Source organism: Pantoea sp. AS142, from assembly GCF_037152305.1.
Classification (GTDB): domain Bacteria; phylum Pseudomonadota; class Gammaproteobacteria; order Enterobacterales; family Enterobacteriaceae; genus Pantoea.
On sequence record NZ_JBBCMO010000013.1, the window covers coordinates 65,987 to 82,723 of the forward strand.

20 protein-coding genes are annotated in these 16,737 nt (G+C 52.7%); 13 read left to right on the plus strand and 7 right to left on the minus strand.

Annotated features, from left to right (window positions below):
• The first annotated feature begins 65 nt into the window (after nt 1–65).
• Genes waaA through coaD form a run of 3 tightly spaced genes read left to right on the plus strand, consistent with a single transcriptional unit; the run spans nt 66 to nt 2,592 of the window.
• Nucleotides 66–1,340, plus strand: a complete 1,275-nt coding sequence (waaA, locus tag WFO64_RS19995; RefSeq protein ID WP_337013774.1) for a lipid IV(A) 3-deoxy-D-manno-octulosonic acid transferase — start codon at nt 66–68, stop codon at nt 1,338–1,340.
• On the plus strand, nt 1,340–2,116 hold the full coding sequence (locus WFO64_RS20000; protein ID WP_337013775.1) for a glycosyltransferase family 2 protein: 777 nt from the start codon (nt 1,340–1,342) through the stop codon (nt 2,114–2,116). Before waaA ends, WFO64_RS20000 begins: the two co-directional genes overlap by 1 nt.
• On the plus strand, nt 2,113–2,592 hold the full coding sequence (gene coaD / locus WFO64_RS20005; protein WP_337013776.1) for a pantetheine-phosphate adenylyltransferase: 480 nt from the start codon (nt 2,113–2,115) through the stop codon (nt 2,590–2,592). The genes WFO64_RS20000 and coaD overlap by 4 nt, the downstream gene beginning before the upstream one ends.
• Here the strand turns inward: coaD and mutM are convergent.
• From mutM to radC, 4 genes are all read right to left on the minus strand, one after another.
• A complete protein-coding gene (mutM, locus tag WFO64_RS20010; protein WP_337013777.1) occupies nt 2,589–3,398 on the minus strand; it encodes a bifunctional DNA-formamidopyrimidine glycosylase/DNA-(apurinic or apyrimidinic site) lyase in 810 nt (269 codons plus the stop codon). The genes coaD and mutM overlap by 4 nt on opposite strands.
• A 69-nt stretch (nt 3,399–3,467) precedes the next feature.
• Nucleotides 3,468–3,635: a 50S ribosomal protein L33 gene (gene rpmG, locus WFO64_RS20015; protein ID WP_003024094.1), complete on the minus strand. Its 168-nt coding sequence runs from the start codon at nt 3,633–3,635 to the stop codon at nt 3,468–3,470.
• 19 nt (nt 3,636–3,654) lie between these two features.
• The gene (rpmB, locus tag WFO64_RS20020; protein WP_337013778.1) at nt 3,655–3,891 is read right to left on the minus strand and encodes a 50S ribosomal protein L28; all 237 of its coding nucleotides are present in this window, start codon (nt 3,889–3,891) and stop codon (nt 3,655–3,657) included.
• A gap of 241 nt (nt 3,892–4,132) precedes the next feature.
• Nucleotides 4,133–4,789, minus strand: a complete 657-nt coding sequence (gene radC / locus WFO64_RS20025) for a RadC family protein (RefSeq protein WP_337013779.1) — start codon at nt 4,787–4,789, stop codon at nt 4,133–4,135.
• Nucleotides 4,790–4,970: 181 nt separating this feature from the next.
• Between radC and coaBC the strand changes: the two genes are divergently transcribed.
• The 3 genes from coaBC to slmA all read left to right on the plus strand — a co-directional run bounded on the left by coaBC (nt 4,971) and on the right by slmA (nt 7,342).
• Entirely contained in the window at nt 4,971–6,191 is a 1,221-nt protein-coding gene (gene coaBC, locus WFO64_RS20030; RefSeq protein ID WP_337013780.1) for a bifunctional phosphopantothenoylcysteine decarboxylase/phosphopantothenate--cysteine ligase CoaBC, read from the plus strand.
• Nucleotides 6,169–6,627: a dUTP diphosphatase gene (gene dut / locus WFO64_RS20035; RefSeq protein WP_337013781.1), complete on the plus strand. Its 459-nt coding sequence runs from the start codon at nt 6,169–6,171 to the stop codon at nt 6,625–6,627. Before coaBC ends, dut begins: the two co-directional genes overlap by 23 nt.
• 118 nt (nt 6,628–6,745) lie before the next feature.
• Nucleotides 6,746–7,342: a nucleoid occlusion factor SlmA gene (gene slmA / locus WFO64_RS20040; protein ID WP_010258372.1), complete on the plus strand. Its 597-nt coding sequence runs from the start codon at nt 6,746–6,748 to the stop codon at nt 7,340–7,342.
• Nucleotides 7,343–7,378: 36 nt separating this feature from the next.
• Here slmA and pyrE read toward each other — a convergent pair whose 3' ends face one another.
• Both pyrE and rph read right to left on the minus strand, forming a co-directional pair.
• Nucleotides 7,379–8,020, minus strand: coding sequence for an orotate phosphoribosyltransferase (pyrE, locus tag WFO64_RS20045; protein ID WP_337013782.1), 642 nt, complete (start codon nt 8,018–8,020; stop codon nt 7,379–7,381).
• Nucleotides 8,021–8,069: 49 nt separating this feature from the next.
• Nucleotides 8,070–8,786, minus strand: a complete 717-nt coding sequence (gene rph / locus WFO64_RS20050; protein ID WP_337013783.1) for a ribonuclease PH — start codon at nt 8,784–8,786, stop codon at nt 8,070–8,072.
• A gap of 150 nt (nt 8,787–8,936) precedes the next feature.
• Here rph and WFO64_RS20055 point away from each other — a divergent pair, with 150 nt between their 5' ends.
• Nucleotides 8,937–10,121, plus strand: a complete 1,185-nt coding sequence (locus WFO64_RS20055; protein ID WP_337013784.1) for a NupC/NupG family nucleoside CNT transporter — start codon at nt 8,937–8,939, stop codon at nt 10,119–10,121.
• Nucleotides 10,122–10,159: 38 nt separating this feature from the next.
• Here the strand turns inward: WFO64_RS20055 and WFO64_RS20060 are convergent, their stop codons facing one another.
• The gene (locus WFO64_RS20060; RefSeq protein ID WP_337013785.1) at nt 10,160–10,585 is read right to left on the minus strand and encodes a DUF3574 domain-containing protein; all 426 of its coding nucleotides are present in this window, start codon (nt 10,583–10,585) and stop codon (nt 10,160–10,162) included.
• Between the two features lie 155 nt (nt 10,586–10,740).
• Between WFO64_RS20060 and WFO64_RS20065 the strand changes: the two genes are divergently transcribed.
• The 6 genes from WFO64_RS20065 to WFO64_RS20090 all read left to right on the plus strand — a co-directional run bounded on the left by WFO64_RS20065 (nt 10,741) and on the right by WFO64_RS20090 (nt 16,482).
• Nucleotides 10,741–11,604: a YicC/YloC family endoribonuclease gene (locus WFO64_RS20065; RefSeq protein ID WP_337013786.1), complete on the plus strand. Its 864-nt coding sequence runs from the start codon at nt 10,741–10,743 to the stop codon at nt 11,602–11,604.
• 620 nt (nt 11,605–12,224) lie between these two features.
• The gene (gene lpxP / locus WFO64_RS20070; RefSeq protein ID WP_337013787.1) at nt 12,225–13,148 is read left to right on the plus strand and encodes a kdo(2)-lipid IV(A) palmitoleoyltransferase; all 924 of its coding nucleotides are present in this window, start codon (nt 12,225–12,227) and stop codon (nt 13,146–13,148) included.
• Nucleotides 13,149–13,382: 234 nt separating this feature from the next.
• The gene (locus WFO64_RS20075) at nt 13,383–14,525 is read left to right on the plus strand and encodes an alanine racemase (RefSeq protein WP_337013788.1); all 1,143 of its coding nucleotides are present in this window, start codon (nt 13,383–13,385) and stop codon (nt 14,523–14,525) included.
• Between the two features lie 135 nt (nt 14,526–14,660).
• On the plus strand, nt 14,661–15,056 hold the full coding sequence (locus WFO64_RS20080) for a polyketide cyclase (RefSeq protein WP_337013789.1): 396 nt from the start codon (nt 14,661–14,663) through the stop codon (nt 15,054–15,056).
• Nucleotides 15,057–15,488: 432 nt separating this feature from the next.
• Nucleotides 15,489–15,755 (plus strand): hypothetical protein, encoded by a 267-nt coding sequence (locus WFO64_RS20085; protein WP_337013790.1) that lies wholly within the window; start codon nt 15,489–15,491, stop codon nt 15,753–15,755.
• An 82-nt stretch (nt 15,756–15,837) separates the two neighbouring features.
• Nucleotides 15,838–16,482: an oligosaccharide flippase family protein gene (locus WFO64_RS20090; protein WP_337013791.1), complete on the plus strand. Its 645-nt coding sequence runs from the start codon at nt 15,838–15,840 to the stop codon at nt 16,480–16,482.
• Nucleotides 16,483–16,737: the final 255 nt, after the last annotated feature.

Here is a 16,737-nt window from a genome sequence, read left to right on the forward strand (position 1 = left end):
TCTGATAACATGCCGCCATCTTATTTTAATCTGTTTTCAGACGCGAACCTGCTGTAACGGTAACTATGACGACCATTTACACCGCCTTGCTCTACTTAATTCAGCCACTGATCTGGCTGCGCCTGTGGCTGCGCGGTCGTAAAGCGCCTGCCTATCGCAAACGCTGGGCAGAACGCTATGGCTATTGTGCCGGCAAAGTTAAGCCCGACGGTATTGTTCTGCACTCGGTCTCTGTAGGTGAAACCCTGGCTGCGATTCCGCTGGTGCGCGCACTACGTCATCGTTATCCGACCCTGCCGATTACCGTCACCACCATGACGCCTACCGGCTCTGAACGGGCACAATCTGCTTTTGGCAAAGATGTGCATCACGTCTATCTGCCTTATGACCTGCCGGGTTCGATTAATCGTTTTCTGGATACGGTCAATCCACGGCTGGTAATCATCATGGAAACCGAACTGTGGCCGAACATTATCCGTATTCTCCACCAGCGTAATATTCCGCTGGTGATCGCCAATGCTCGTCTCTCCGCCCGTTCCGCCAAAGGCTACCGCAAGCTGGGTAAATTCATGCGCCAGCTGTTGCAGAGCATCACGTTAATCGCGGCGCAAAACCTGGAAGATGGTGACCGCTTCCTGGGGCTGGGGCTGAAACGTTCACAACTGGCGATTACCGGCAGCCTGAAGTTTGATATTTCCGTGACACCAGAACTGGCCGCCAGAGCGGTAACGCTGCGTCGTCAGTGGGCGCCACGCCGTCCGGTGTGGATCGCCACCAGCACGCACGAAGGTGAAGAGGCCATTGTGCTGGATGCCCATCGCCGCCTGCTGCAGACGTTTCCGGATCTACTGCTAATTCTGGTTCCCCGTCATCCTGAACGCTTTAACGATGCACGTGAACTGACGCACGAGCGCGGCTTCAGTTTTATCCTGCGCAGCAGCGGCGAGATACCTTCTGGTTCAACGCAGGTGGTCATCGGCGATTCAATGGGCGAACTGATGCTGCTCTACGGCATTGCCGATCTGGCCTTTGTCGGTGGCAGCCTGGTTGAACGGGGTGGACATAACCCACTGGAACCTGCTGCCCACGCTCTTCCGGTTCTGATGGGACCTCATATCTGGAACTTCAAAGATATCTGCAGCAAGTTGCAGGAAGGCCAGGGACTCATTACCGTCACCGACGTGATTTCGCTGGAAAAAGAGGTCACCAACCTGTTACAGGATGATGATTACCGCCGTTATTACGGACGCCATGCGGTAGACGTGCTGCACCAAAACCAGGGTGCGCTACAGCGTTTGCTACAGTTACTCGAACCGCATCTGCCACCCCGGGCCCACTAATGTCAGTACGCCAACGTCTTTCTGTGGTGATGATCGCCAAAAATGAAGCGCAACTGCTGCCCGATTGCCTGGCCTCAGTCAGTTGGGCCGATGAAATTATCGTGCTGGACTCTGGCAGCAATGACGACAGTGTCGAAATCGCCACGCAAGCCGGGGCGCAGGTCTACCACAATGATGACTGGCAGGGCTATGGCATCCAGCGCCAGCGCGCGCAGCGCTATGCCACCGGCGACATGATTCTGATGATCGATGCAGATGAGCGCGTCTCACCTGAACTGCGCGCCGCGATTGAGCAGGTGTTGGTCGCCCCACCCAGCCCTACGGTTTATAGCCTGGGCCGCAGTAATCTGTTCCTCGGCCGCTTTATGCGCCATAGCGGCTGGTATCCCGACCGCGTGATGCGCCTCTATCCGCGCACCTTCCGCTACAATGACAATCTGGTGCATGAATCATTGCAGAGTGACGGCGCGCCGGTGGTGGCGTTGCCCGGCGATCTGCAGCATCTGACCTGCCGCGATTTAATCGCCTTTCAGCGCAAGCAGCTGGCCTATGCCGAGGCCTGGGCTACGGAACGCCATCAGCGGGGTAAGCGTTGCAGCCTTTTTTCTCTGTTCGGCCACACGCTGGGCGCGTTTATGAAAACGCTGCTGCTACGTGCCGGTTTTCTTGATGGTAAGCAGGGCTGGATTCTGGCGGTGGTCAACGCGCAATATACCTTCAATAAATATTCAGCCCTCTGGGCGCTGAATCATGCTTCGGCAAAAGGGCGATTATGACCACTAAAGCCATTTATCCCGGTACGTTTGACCCTGTGACGCTTGGCCATCTCGACATCGTGATGCGGGCAGCGCAAATGTTTGATCAGCTCATTCTGGCCATTGCCGCCAGCCCCAGCAAAAAACCGATGTTCAGCCTGGATGAACGCGTGGCGCTGGCCGGTCAGGTGGTGGATCATCTGCCCAACGTTGAGGTAATCGGCTTCAGCGACCTGATGGCGAATTTTGCCCGCGATCAACAGGCAAATGTGCTGGTCCGTGGATTGCGTGCGGTATCAGACTTTGAATATGAAATGCAGCTGGCGCAGATGAATCGTCACCTTCTGCCGACGCTGGAGAGTGTTTTTCTGATGCCGTCTGAGGGCTTCTCGTTTATCTCGTCTTCGCTGGTTAAAGAGGTGGCGCGTCATGGCGGCGATGTTACCGCCTTCCTGCCCGCGCCGGTGCATCAGGCATTGCTGGCTAAACTGGCTTAATGCTGGCACTTCGGGCACCAGTAGGTGCTACGCTGCCCATGCCTGCCGCTGACAATTGGCGTGCCGCATGCCCGACAGGGTTCACCCGCCCGGCCATAAACCTGCAACTGTTGTGCAAAATAGCCCGGCTTACCGTCGCTTTGTAAGAAATCACGTAGCGTGGTTCCGCCCTGCTCAATGGAGCGTAACAGCACCGCTTTGATGGTGTTTACCAGCAGCTCCGCTTCAGCCTGCGACAGGCTTCCGGCAGCACGATCGGGAATGATCCCGGCGGTAAACAGTGACTCACTGGCGTAAATGTTGCCCACGCCCACCACCACTTTGTTATCCATCAGCCACGGCTTGATGAGCGTCCGCTTGCCGCGTGACTTTTCAAACAGGTAAGTCCCGTCAAACTGCTCGCTAAGCGGCTCAGGCCCGAGATGTGCCAGCACGCTGCTGCCCGCCAGGTCGCGACTCCAGAGCCAGGCACCAAAGCGGCGCGGGTCGGTGTAGCGCAGCACTTTGCCGTTACTCATGACCAAATCAACATGGTCATGCTTCGCCGCGGGCAGCTCTTCTGACAATACGCGCAGGCTGCCGGACATGCCAAGGTGGATAATAATCCAGCCATGCGGCAGCTCCAGCAGCAGATATTTTGCCCGGCGCTGTACGCTGAGCACCGGCTGATCGCTCAGCGCCAGGATCTCCTGCGAAACGGGCCAGCGCAAACGTGAATTACGCACCACGGCGTGAAGGATGGTTTCACCAACCAAATGCGGCTCAATACCGCGACGGCTGGTTTCAACCTCTGGCAACTCTGGCATACCCTCTCCTCAGCGTTTTACACAAACAAAAAACCCGGCCGGAGCCGGGTTTTTAGCAGAACACTAAAATTACTTAATTTTAGCTTCTTTGTAGAGCACATGCTGACGTACAACCGGATCGAACTTTTTCAGTTCCAGCTTCTCTGGTTTAGTACGTTTGTTCTTCGTGGTGGTATAGAAGTGACCTGTACCAGCAGAGGAAACCAGCTTGATCTTCTCACGAATACCTTTAGCCATGATTCAGTTCCTTAGTACCTTAGTACTTCTCACCACGGGCACGCATGTCGGCTAACACCGTATCAATGCCCTTTTTATCAATAATACGCATACCTTTAACAGATACACGCAGAGTAACGAAGCGCTTCTCGCCCTCAACCCAAAAACGGTGTGAGTGCAGGTTCGGAAGGAAACGGCGTTTCGTCGCGTTCATTGCGTGGGAACGGTTGTTACCCGTCACCGGACGCTTTCCAGTTACCTGGCAGACTCGTGACATGTCTATATCTCCAAAAATCAAATCAGCTCGAGCTTTAAAAATTAGGTTTTGGCCGCCTCGTCAGGCTTGCAGCCCGCCAGGCGAGTTCCATGGAACCCGCTAAGCTGGCCTAACCGCCAAACCCGAGATTCTCAAAGGTGGCGTAGTATACGCCGCTCAGCCCAAGTGCTCAAGTCCCGAACAGATAAAGATCCCGAATGATCGGGCAAAAAGCCGCCACCTGGCGCCAAATTACCCGGTATCAGAGCCATCCTCGTTCAGCAAAGGAGACATATTCGCCATGCCCAATCACCAGATGATCGAGCAAGCGGATGTCGAGTAGCTGACAGGCTTCTCTCACTTTATGAGTCACTTCGCGGTCTGCCCGGCTCGGTTCCGCCATGCCCGACGGGTGATTATGTGCCAGTATCAAGGCTGCTGCGTTGAGCCTCAGCGCTTCCCGGACGACCTCGCGTGGGTGAACTTCTACGCTATTAATGGAACCAGAGAACATATTTTGTGCCCGCAGCACCCGATGCTGGTTATCCAGAAACAGTACCATAAAAATTTCCCGCTCTTGATGGGCGAGCATACTTTGCACATACTGGCGCGTGATCTGTGGATTTTCCATTGCGCTTTCGCGAACCAGCTTGCTGGCGAAAAAGCGCTTCGCCAGTTCGACAATCGCGTGCAGTTGCGCCAGCTTGGCATCGCCAACACCTTTAATTTCACTGAATGCCGCTTTGCCTGACGTCATGAGCTGATAAAGCGAGCCAAAATCCTGCAGCATCTGTCCGGCCAGTTCAATGACGTTCTGCCCAGGCGATCCGGTGCGGAGAAAAATGGCCAGTAGTTCGGTATCGCTGAGCGAATGCGCGCCCAGCTTCTGAAGTTTTTCCCGTGGTCCCTTGATTTTCATGTTCGCTCTCCCTGAGATGAGCATCAGAATGCCCCATCCTGAAGAGTCCCGCTATGAGTGAAACAACAATCTACGAGGCGGCTCGCAAACGCAGTCTGTGAAAAGGCGCATCTGCGCTTTTGTGATAAAGTCCGTGCATTCGCCGCCGCGAGCGGCAGAGAGCTTAAATGAGGCCAACATCATGATGGGATTAGCCGGCAAAAAAATTCTTCTTGGCGTGAGCGGCGGTATTGCTGCGTATAAAGCACCAGAGCTGGTGCGCCGCCTGCGCGATCGCGGCGCTGATGTCCGCGTGATGATGACGTTAAGCGCTAAAGCATTTATTACCCCGCTCAGCCTGCAGGCTGTCTCCGGCCATCCGGTGTTTGACGATCTGCTTGATCCGGCAGCGGAAGCGGCGATGGGTCATATTGAACTGGCAAAATGGGCTGAGCTCATTGTGCTTGCGCCGGCAACTGCCGACCTGATCGCCCGTATTACTGCCGGTATGGCAAACGATCTGGTGACGACCGCTGTGTTAGCAACGGCCTCACCCGTGGCGGTGGTGCCCGCCATGAATCAGCAGATGTATCGTGCGGCGGTGACACAGCACAATCTGCAGAGGCTGCAGGAGCGTGGCGTGCTGATTTGGGGGCCGGACAGCGGCAGCCAGGCCTGCGGCGATATCGGGCCGGGCCGGATGCTCGACCCGCTGGCGATTGTTGACCATGCGGTGCAATGGGCCGCGCCCGTCAACGATCTGCAACATCTCAACATTATGATTACCGCCGGCCCGACTCATGAGGCGCTGGACCCGGTGCGCTATATCACGAATCACAGCTCTGGCAAAATGGGCTTTGCTATTGCCGCCGCCGCAGCCAGATGCGGTGCAAAGGTAACCCTGGTCAGCGGCCCGGTCACATTGTCTGCGCCTGCGGGTGTGCGGCGAATTGATGTCACCAGTGCGCTTGAAATGCAGGCTGCCGTCATGAGTGAGATAGATAAACAACATATTTTCATTGCAAGCGCAGCCGTGGCAGACTACCGGGCAGCCGATATTGCGGCCGATAAAATCAAGAAACAGGGCGGCGATGATAATGTCACGCTGAACCTGGTAAAGAATCCCGATATTGTTGCCGCCGTCGCCGCACTTCAGGAAAACCGGCCATTCGTCGTTGGATTTGCTGCTGAAACACAGAATGTGGAAGAATACGCCCGGCAAAAACGAGTGCGCAAGAATCTGGATCTGATCTGCGCTAACGACGTCGCTAAAGCCGGACAGGGGTTTAATAGCGACACCAATGCTCTTCACCTTTTTTGGCAGGATGGAGAAAAACGCTTACCGCTCAGCGATAAGTCTCTTCTTGGCCAACAATTAATAGACGAGATTGTCAGCCGTTATGATGAAAAAAATAGACGTTAAAATCCTGGACGCGCGTGTCGGCAAAGAGTTTCCACTGCCGACCTACGCCACTTCAGGTTCCGCTGGGTTAGATTTACGCGCCTGCATTGATGATGTTCTCGACATCACACCAGGCACCACTACGCTGGTTCCGACCGGCCTGGCGATTCATATTGCCGACCCCGATCTGGCCGCAGTGATCCTGCCGCGCTCGGGCCTTGGCCATAAACATGGCATCGTGCTGGGCAATCTGGTGGGCCTGATTGACTCCGACTACCAGGGACAGCTGATGGTATCGGTCTGGAATCGCGGTCAGGAAAGCTTCTCGCTGCAGCCCGGCGACCGCATGGCACAACTGGTCTTTGTACCGGTGGTGCAGGCGGAATTTAACCTGGTAAAAGATTTCGACGCCAGCCTGCGCGGCGAAGGCGGCTTCGGCCACTCAGGTCGCCAGTAACCCACATTACCGACTTTCACTTACGCCCGTTATTTTTCCTCATCGCCATGAGACGCGTTCTTGTGGCAGATGCGTAGGTGTTGCCTGTTTTAGGTGAATTTCAGGGGTCTTTAAGGTCATGGCAGAAAAAAAAGTCGCGAAGCGGAATCGTCGCGAAGAAATTTTGCAGGCGCTGGCGCAGATGCTGGAGTCGGGTGATGGCAGTCAGCGTATTACGACAGCCAAACTGGCAGCCACTGTGGGGGTATCCGAAGCGGCGCTCTATCGTCACTTCCCTAGCAAAACACGAATGTTCGATAGCCTGATTGAGTTTATCGAAGACAGTCTGATTACCCGCATCAATCTGATCCTCAAGGATGAAAAAGAGACCATGACGCGCCTGCGTCTGATCGTGCAACTGATTCTGGGATTTGGTGAGCGTAATCCGGGACTGACGCGCATTCTCACCGGCCATGCGCTGATGTTTGAGCAGGACCGACTGCAGGGGCGCATCAATCAGCTGTTTGAGCGGATTGAAGTGCAACTGCGACAAGTGATGCGAGAGCGGAAAATGCGTGAGGGCGAGGCTTTTCAGGCTGATGAGGCGCTGTTGGCAAGTCAGTTGCTGGCCTTCTGTGAAGGCTTACTGTCGCGGTATGTCCGTTCTGAGTTTCGTTTCAGTCCTACCGCCGACTTTGAGGCTCGCTGGCCGCTGATTGCCGCCCAGCTGGCGTAAAAAAATAAAAGAAGGCGGGCATTACGCCCGCCCCTATTAAATCCCGTACGCTTTCTGATAGGCACATACCTGGGCCAGATGATCGGCCATCTCGGGCTTCTCTTCCAGCCATGCAATCAGGTCTGCCAGCGTGATAATCGCGGTAACTTTGCAGCCGTAATCACGTTCCACTTCCTGAATCGCCGACATTTCGCCGCGCCCACGCTCCTGACGATCAAGCGAAACCAGCACGCCCGCCAGGGTGGCGTTGTGTGTGCCGATAATATCCATCGACTCACGAATCGCTGTGCCCGCGGTGATCACATCATCCACCAGCATTACTTTGCCCTGCAGCGGGCTGCCAACCAGCAGGCCACCTTCACCATGATCTTTGGCTTCTTTACGGTTGAAGCAGTAAGGTACATCGCGGTCATGATGATCTGCCAGCGCCACCGCAGTAGTGGTCGCAATGGGAATGCCTTTATAGGCCGGCCCGAACAGCAGATCGAAATCGACAGCGCCATCCACCAGCGCCTGCGCGTAGAAGCGTCCCAGCAGCGCTAAATCCCGCCCGCTGTTAAACAGACCGGCATTAAAGAAATAGGGGCTTTTACGCCCGGACTTCAAGGTGAACTCACCGAACTTCAGCACCTGCTTATTCAGGGCGAATTCAATAAACTGACGCTGCCAGGCTTTCATTTCTCACTCCTCAAATAAAGAAAAGGCGACTCTGTGGTCGCCTGTTATATCAATTTTCCAGCACTGCTTTCTGCGCCTGAATTAATTCCTCAATTCCGCCGCGTGCCAGCGCCAGTAGCGTCAGCAACTCTTCATGGCTGAACGGTTCGCCTTCGGCAGTACCCTGCACCTCGATCATGCGGCCATCTTCCAGCATCACGACGTTCATGTCGGTTTCGGCGGCTGAGTCTTCAACGTACTCCAGATCGCACAGCGCTTCGCCTTTGACGATACCGACTGAAATCGCCGCAACCATGCCCTTCATCGGGTTCGCTTTCAGTTTGCCGCTGGCCACCAGCTTGTTCAGCGCATCAGCCAGCGCCACGCAGGCGCCGGTGATGGATGCCGTGCGGGTGCCACCATCGGCCTGTATCACGTCACAGTCGAGCGTAATGGTAAATTCACCCAATGCTTTAAGGTCAACCGCGGCGCGCAGTGAGCGGGCGATCAGACGCTGAATCTCCAGCGTACGGCCGCCCTGCTTACCTTTTGCGGCTTCACGCGCCATACGGCTGTGGGTTGAGCGCGGCAGCATCCCATATTCGGCCGTTACCCAACCCTGGCCCTGGCCTTTAAGGAAACGCGGAACCCCTTCGTCTACGGAGGCAGTGCAAAGCACTTTCGTTTCGCCGAATTCCACCAGAACGGAACCTTCTGCGTGTTTGGTGTAATTGCGGGTCAATGTGACTGGACGCACCTGTTGTGCGCTACGGCCTGCTGGACGCATGGGTAATCTCCGGCTTGCTAATGATTGGCTGCGCATTATACGGACTTCCTTGCCCGCTGTCTCTTGCGCCGGTCTGACGCAGGCATCAGATGAAATTCCCCGCCAGCTGTGGCTAAATGCGCTTTCCTTTCTCTCTGATAAAAAAGACATATGGCCACCATTCTTCATTTCCTGCTGGCGCTGGTGGTGATTTTCGCCCTTGCGCTGCTGGTCAGTCATGACCGTAAACAGATTCGCCTGCGCTTTATTGTTCAACTGATTGTGGTAGAAGCCGCGCTGGGTTGGTTCTTCCTTCATTCCGCCGGGGGGCTGGCGCTGGTCGGCTCGTTCGCCGGTTTCTTTGAGACGCTGCTGGGCTTTGCCGCACAGGGTACAGAATTCGTTTTTGGCGGAATGAGCAAACAGGGGCTGGCGTTTATCTTCCTTGGCGTGCTCTGCCCGATTGTCTTTATTTCATCACTGATCGGCATATTGCAGCACTGGCGCATTCTGCCGCTGCTGATCCGTATTTTCGGGACGCTGCTGTCGAAAATTAACGGCATGGGTAAGCTGGAGTCGTTCAACGCCGTCAGCACGCTGATTCTCGGCCAGTCAGAGAATTTCATCGCCTATAAAGGGATTCTGGGTGATATTCCGCCGCGCCGGCTCTACACCATGGCGGCGACCGCGATGTCTACCGTTTCGCTGTCGATTGTCGGTGCTTATATGTCGATGATTGAACCGAAGTATGTGGTTGCCGCACTGCTGCTTAACATGTTCAGTACCTTTATTATCCTGTCGATCATTAACCCGATGAAAAGCCAGGATGAGCAGCCTATCGCGCTGGAGAAACTGCATGAAGAGCAGAGTTTCTTTGAAATGCTGGGCGAGTACATCCTGGCAGGCTTCAAGGTGGCGATGATCATTCTGGCCATGCTGATTGGCTTTATTGCCCTGATTGCTGCCATCAATGCGCTGTTTGCGGCGGTGTTCGGCTACAGTTTCCAGCAACTGCTCGGCTACCTGTTCTATCCTCTGGCCTGGCTGATTGGGATTCCCAAAGCCGACGCGCTGCAGGCGGCCAGCATCATGGCGACCAAGCTGGTGGCGAATGAGTTTGTGGCGATGATTGAACTGCAGAAAGTCGCTGCGGGCATGAGTGCGCGTGGGCTGGGTATTCTGTCGGTATTCCTGGTCTCCTTTGCTAACTTTGCCTCAATTGGCATTGTGGCGGGGGCGATAAAAGGCCTGAATGAGAAACAGGGAAATGTGGTTTCCCGGTTTGGCTGGAAGCTGGTCTATGGCTCCACCCTGGTAAGCCTGCTCTCTGCGGCCTTTGCCGGTCTGTTTATCTGATTATTTAGCGGGCGGCAGCGCTGCCGCCCGCTCTCGCCCTAGAATCCGACACAGACGGGCGCATCCACCCGCATCACCGACTCCTGACCAAACCGTTTTTTATAGAGGCTGCGTAACGCCTCAATATTCTGGTTGGTGGCGGGATCGATGCCGTGGATCAGCATCAACGCTTTACTGTTTTCTCGTGCCAGCTTACCGTTCTCGCCCAGCCATTGCCCTTTGGCGTCATAAACCGACAGCCCCGCTTTGAAGCGTGGCGTGACCTCACGATCCACAAAGTTCATCCAGTCGAGTGAACTCACCCTGCCACCATCTGGCTTGCTCATTCCAAACCACAACGTGGTCTGCATCATCATGTCACCCCCCGCACAGATGGGTTGCGGTTTAGTGGGCGGTGAGTAGCGCGTCTGGCAACCGGCCAGCAGCAGAACCATCACAACAGGAAGAATAATAGCGCGAGACATAGATCAGTCATCCTCAAAAGGGGTTAGCGATCATCATAAGTGGCTGTCGATGAAAGCGGAAATGGTTCGTTATTTTCCTGTGAGACGCTTATGCCTGTTATGCCGTGGCTCGCCTCGCTATACTTCACCCCTCTTTCCGCAAATGAGTACCGCTTATGATCCGCAGTATGACCGCTTATGCCCGTAGCGAAGCCAAAGGCGAATGGGGCAGCGCCGCATGGGAACTGCGTTCCGTTAACCAGCGTTATCTGGAAACCTACATCCGCCTGCCGGAACAGTTTCGTGGGCTGGAGCCGGTTATCCGCGAGCGCATTCGGCAGCGTCTGACGCGCGGTAAAATTGAGTGCAACCTGCGTTATGATGCCGATCCCAGCGCTCAGGGCGAGCTGATGCTGAACGAAACCCTGGCGAAACAGCTGGTGCAGGCTGCCAACTGGGTAAAAATGCAGAGCGACGAAGGTGCTATCAACCCGCTGGATATTCTGCGCTGGCCTGGTGTGATGTCTGCGCAGGAACAGGATCTGGATGCCATCAACACGCAGTTGTTACAGGCACTGGATAGTGCGCTGGATAATTTTATTGCGGCACGCGAAAGCGAAGGCACAGCACTGAAAGCGATGATTGAGCAGCGTCTGGAAGGTGTTTCGCAGGAAGTCAGCAAAGTGCGTGCGCAGATGCCTGAGGTGATCAAATGGCAGCGCGAACGCCTGGTCGCCAAACTGGAAGATGCTGAAGTCCAGCTGGAAAATAATCGCCTCGAGCAGGAACTGGTGATGATGGCGCAGCGTGTTGACGTCTCCGAGGAGCTGGATCGTCTGGATGCGCACGTTAAAGAGACTTACAACATTCTGAAAAAGAAAGAGGCCGTTGGCCGACGTCTCGATTTCATGATGCAGGAGTTTAATCGTGAATCGAACACGCTGGCCTCTAAGTCGATTAATGCCGAAATCACCACCTCAGCGATCGAACTGAAAGTGCTGATTGAACAGATGCGTGAGCAGATTCAGAATATCGAATAATTTCCGCTCACATCCACGAAGAACCATAAGCCCATGTTAAATGGGCTTTTTTATTCAGTTTACTTTCCAGAAATGAACATAACTCTCCACCAAAATCCACAATTTTGTGAAGAGTGGTTTGGTGAGTTAATTTGAAATTGGCCTTAAAAAACACCATAAACAATTGATAAATTTATAATAAATCAACTTTCAGATCCACCCTATTAAGTAAGACCTAATCACACAGGTCAGCGATGGCGCTTTGTTCTATTTTCAGGCGCTGTCTTTTGACATTCATTAGCGCAAATGGCGTTTTAGTCGTGTGACTGGTCTCAATATTACGTAAAGATAGATAAATAATCATTTCCGGACTCTTCCTGAACGCCCGTTTTTCACACTCAGCCATTCAGGACTGTTTTTTTAATCTTATGAATTTATTATATATTTTCTGGTGACCCCCCTTTTCTGCCCCCAAAGCGCTGGGTCCATGAAACGGGTCAATCCTGTAGATTACTGAGTTTCCCTTTCTTTAAAGGCACTTTTTGATAAAGTGTTGGTCGAAATCAGTACAGCTGTACCGCCTTAAGACTCATGGAAGTGCTCTTTATGCGATGCATCCCTCTATCCCATGAAGGTTGTTAATGAAAAACACCGGAAAATTTAGCAGTTCGCTGCTGCATCCGCGTTATTGGTTTACCTGGTTTGGCCTGGGCGTGCTCTGGCTTCTGGTCCAGCTTCCTTACCCTGTTCTTATGCGTCTCGGTGCCGGTGCCGGCAAAATCTCCCGTCATTTCCTGCAACGCCGTGAACGTATTACCCGGCGAAACATCGAACTCTGCTTTCCTGGCATCAGTGAAGAAAAAACCGAACATATGATCGCCGGTAATTTTGCGTCATTAGGCATGGCGCTGGCTGAAACGGGTATTGCCTGGTTCTGGTCTGACCGTGCAGTAAAACGTCTGTTTAAAGTCTCAGGTATGGATAATCTCCACGCCGCGCAGAACGAAAAGCGTGGCGTGATGCTGATTGGCGTGCATTTTATGTCACTGGAGCTGGGTGGACGCATCAGTGGACTCTGTCAGCCAATGATGGCGATGTATCGACCGCATAATAATCAGGCGATGGAGTATGTGCAGACCAAAGGCCGTATGCGCTCGAATAAAGCGATGATCGACCGTCGTGATTTGCGCGGTATGGTCAATGCCCTGAAACAGGGTGAGTCTGTCTGGTTTGCGCCTGACCAGGATTACGGCCCTAAAGGCAGTACCTTTGCGCCGCTGTTTGCGGTAGAAAAAGCTGCTACCACTAACGGGACTTTTGTTCTGTCGCGTCTGGCGAAGCCCGCGATGGTGCCGATTATGCTGATTCGCAATCCGCATAATGATGGTTATCATTTGATTATCGAACCGATGCTGGAAAATTATCCTCATACGGACGAGTCCGCTGCTGCAGCTTATATGAATAAAGTGATCGAGAATCAGATTTTGCGCGCGCCCGAACAATACCTTTGGTTGCATCGCCGATTCAAAACCCGGCCACCAGGTGAAGAGTCACTCTACGTCTGATTTAACGAATAAAGCGGGCCTCGAGCCTGCTTTATTGTTTTAACCTGTTGGTCCACTCCTGCTTTGCGTCCGCTCCCTCTTCCCCGATGGCCGTGCTTTGTTAATGCGTCTGGCTTTATAGCTCTGGCTGCGGTTTCTGCTATTCAGCACGCCGGTCTGCGGCTAGCAGGCTGGTATCAGAGAGATAATTAAGGAATGATGACCCCTCTTATCATGTCAACGCCGGACTCTGTTATGAATATCAACGATACACAGCAGTGGCAACGTCCGCTGATTGATGACCACCTTACGCCCTATATTGAAGTGGATGCAGCGCGACTGGAGCAGAACCTGCAGCATATGCAGCGCAAAGCCAGTACGGCAGGCGTCGCGTTACGTCCGCATATCAAAACACATAAAAGCGTCTGGATTGCGCAGCGTCAACTTGAGTCTGGCGCACAGGGTGTCACCGTATCTAAACCCAGTGAAGGCATCAGCTTTATTCTGGGTGGCGTTCGTGATCTGCTGTTAGCTTACCCGATTGTGCAACCGCAAAGCGTGGCTGCATTGTTGCGCCTTGCCGTGCTTCATCAGGCAAAACTCACCCTGATCGCGGACAGGCTGCAGGGCGTGGCGGCGATTGCGGATGCCTGTCAGCAGCAACCGGGATGTGAACTGGCGGTAGCGATTAAAGTTGATGTTGGATTACATCGGATTGGTGTCAATCCCGATTCTGACGAAGCTGTACTGATTGCTCAGGCGCTGCGGGATAGGGGCTTACGCTTTGCCGGATTAGTGTCACATGCCGGTCACGCTTATGGTGCCGGTAATGCCGCGGCGATTGTTGATGTCGCCCGGCAGGAAACGGCATTGATGCAGCGACTACAGGCAAAACTACAGGCTGCGGGTTTTACTGACTGTCCGCTCTCTGTGGGTTCAACGCCTACTGCACTGGCAGCAGAGATTGCGCCCTGCGTTAGTGAAATTCGGCCCGGCAACTATGCCCTACTGGATCTTACCGCCTGCCGCCTCGGGTTAAGTCACGTCGATCAGCTGGCAATGAGCGTCATTACTCGCGTGGTTGCAGTGAACGATCATTTCGCGATTGTGGATGCTGGATCAAAAATATTGAGTTCGGACAAAGGACCACACGGCACCAATGCCAGCGGCTTTGGTGTGGCAGCCGACGAAGCGGGCCACACTTATGAGGTGACGAAATTATCTGAGGAGCACGGTTTTCTGCTTTATCAGAATCGCCGCCCTGAAGTCGGCATGCTACTGCGCATCTTCCCTAATCACAGTTGCGCAGTGATGGCACAGTCGGATGGCTTTGTTCTGCGTCACGCTAATGGCCATAGCGAAAAGCATGCAGTCTCTGCGCGTGGCAATTTCATCTAAGTCTGCGGCAGACAGCCTCATCAGTTGTCTGCCGTTTGTACGAAACCCTGTCAACACCACACTTCTGATGTTACAAGGTTTTAACAAACCCAGCCCCATGCTTTAATGCCTTTTCACTTATTCATCGGAGGTTACATGTTCTCCTCTCGCACGCTGAGCCTGACGATTCCACGTCACTGGTTAGATCTTTATGAAACCATCTGGAAACCGGAATTTTTCCCAAAGTGGGCTTCCGGGCTGACACACAGCGCGTTAGAACCTGATGGTAATCGCTGGCGCGCTAAAGGCCCGCAGGGCAATGTAAAGCTCCGGTTCTCGCCACATAATCCGTTTGGCGTAATGGATCACTGGATTGATAGCGGCTCAGGAAAGGAAATCTACGTGCCGATGCGTGTGATAGCTAACGAACAGGGTGCCGAGGTGATGGTAACGGTCTATCGCCAACCATTTACTTCAGATGAGAAATTTAAGCAGGATATTGAATGGGTTAGTAATGATCTTGAGAAACTTAACCAGCTTCTGACACAGTAAATCAATGACTTAGCTTGATTTCTTGTCTGTACTTATCGCTGGCCGTTAATGAAAAAAAATAGAAAAACTTCCGACGATAAAGCATAAAGCGCTTATCTGATTACTCTCTGCCTTTACGTATTTACCACCAACCCCGCTTAAGCATCGTTGCCAGGAAAATTCCTGGCAACCTCCCATAGCATGCAGCGATCTCCCTGATTTCATGCCTTTTTGCCTCCCGCGTAAACACTTTCTTTCAAACGCATACATTAATCATTAACAATCGTTTATTACCGTTCCGTTGAGGATTTAATATTTATCATGCACAAAGTGAAACCATTTATTTCTGTTGTTGCATAATCAGAATTTTCTTATGGTGTTAAATTAAATAAAACAATGTATAAATCATTTCACACACAGTAATACGCATAATGATAAAGCAGGAAAAAAGTCATGGACCGCTCAACGTATCCTTTGTTATCAGAAAAAGAATTCGTTGAGATTGCCGCAAGGATGCTGGCGGGAGAATATACAACTACAAAAGGATTTATTCGTGATCTGGCGGAATTCCTATTAGCTGCAGGGGATTCCGCCATGACGCGAAACAGGGGCTTTACCCGGGGTATCTATTTTTTATCCGAGCATCATTTGATCGAATCTATAATAACATGGCAAGCCTGGAATGGTATCTCAGGACTTCGGCCGGAAAAATTGCACTAACGAACGGTGTTACAGCAACCTCTCCTTGCCGTTACACAACTATTTAATTCTCACAGGGTCGATGGACTCTAACGAGTATATTATGGCAATACGTGAAAGCAGTCTTAATAGCGCAAAATGGTCTCTGCTCTCTTCAATAAAAATTATTGGCATCGGCGTATTGCAACTCTCGTTACTGGCGCAGATCCTACAGGCGAATGAACTGAACCTGCTGGCGACCGCCGTGATTGCCTTACTGGCGATCGACACTCTGGCCGATCGCAGCTTCTCAAATACGCTGATCCGCCGCTGTATACTCTCTATCAACGACCTCTCCACGATCTACTGGGGTAATATGTTGATGGGCGTCGCGGTGTTTGGTCTGTTCTTTACGGGCAGCAACCTGCTGAACAGCCTGTTTAATCAACCTGAACTGGCATTAATGCTGCAAATGGTTTCAGTGGTGTTTATTATCATCCCACAGGGTCAACATTACCGGGCGATATTACAGCGCGAAAAACAATATACCCGTATCGCTTTTGCTGAAACCTCTTCAGTATTGGCCGGCCTTGCCGTAACCTTATTTACCGTATGGCTTACACCGTCAGTATTGTGTGCAATTTGGGGTTATCTGGCGATGGCCTCCATTCGCATGCTCATTTACTGCTATTATGGCCGTTCATGGTTCCAGCCGGAATACCACTTTAACCTGAATACATTTGCTAAAATTCGTGCAAGAAACAAATAATAAAATAAGTCTGTATGGTGGGCTCTGAGCATCAGAAACGATGCGTTGGCGTGCTGTTAACCAGCACGCCTTTTCTTTTTTATTTCGTCTATTGCTTTATTCCTCTGCTTGATTCATTTCTTCATCCGCAATCCGCAGCATCCAATCTTTTTATCTCCTTTATATACTGGTTTCCAGCCAGCCAGCCGCTGTCTGGCGATCGCGTTCAGTCAACCGTCCGTCAATCCTGAACTGGAAAACGCCAGGCAGGAATGT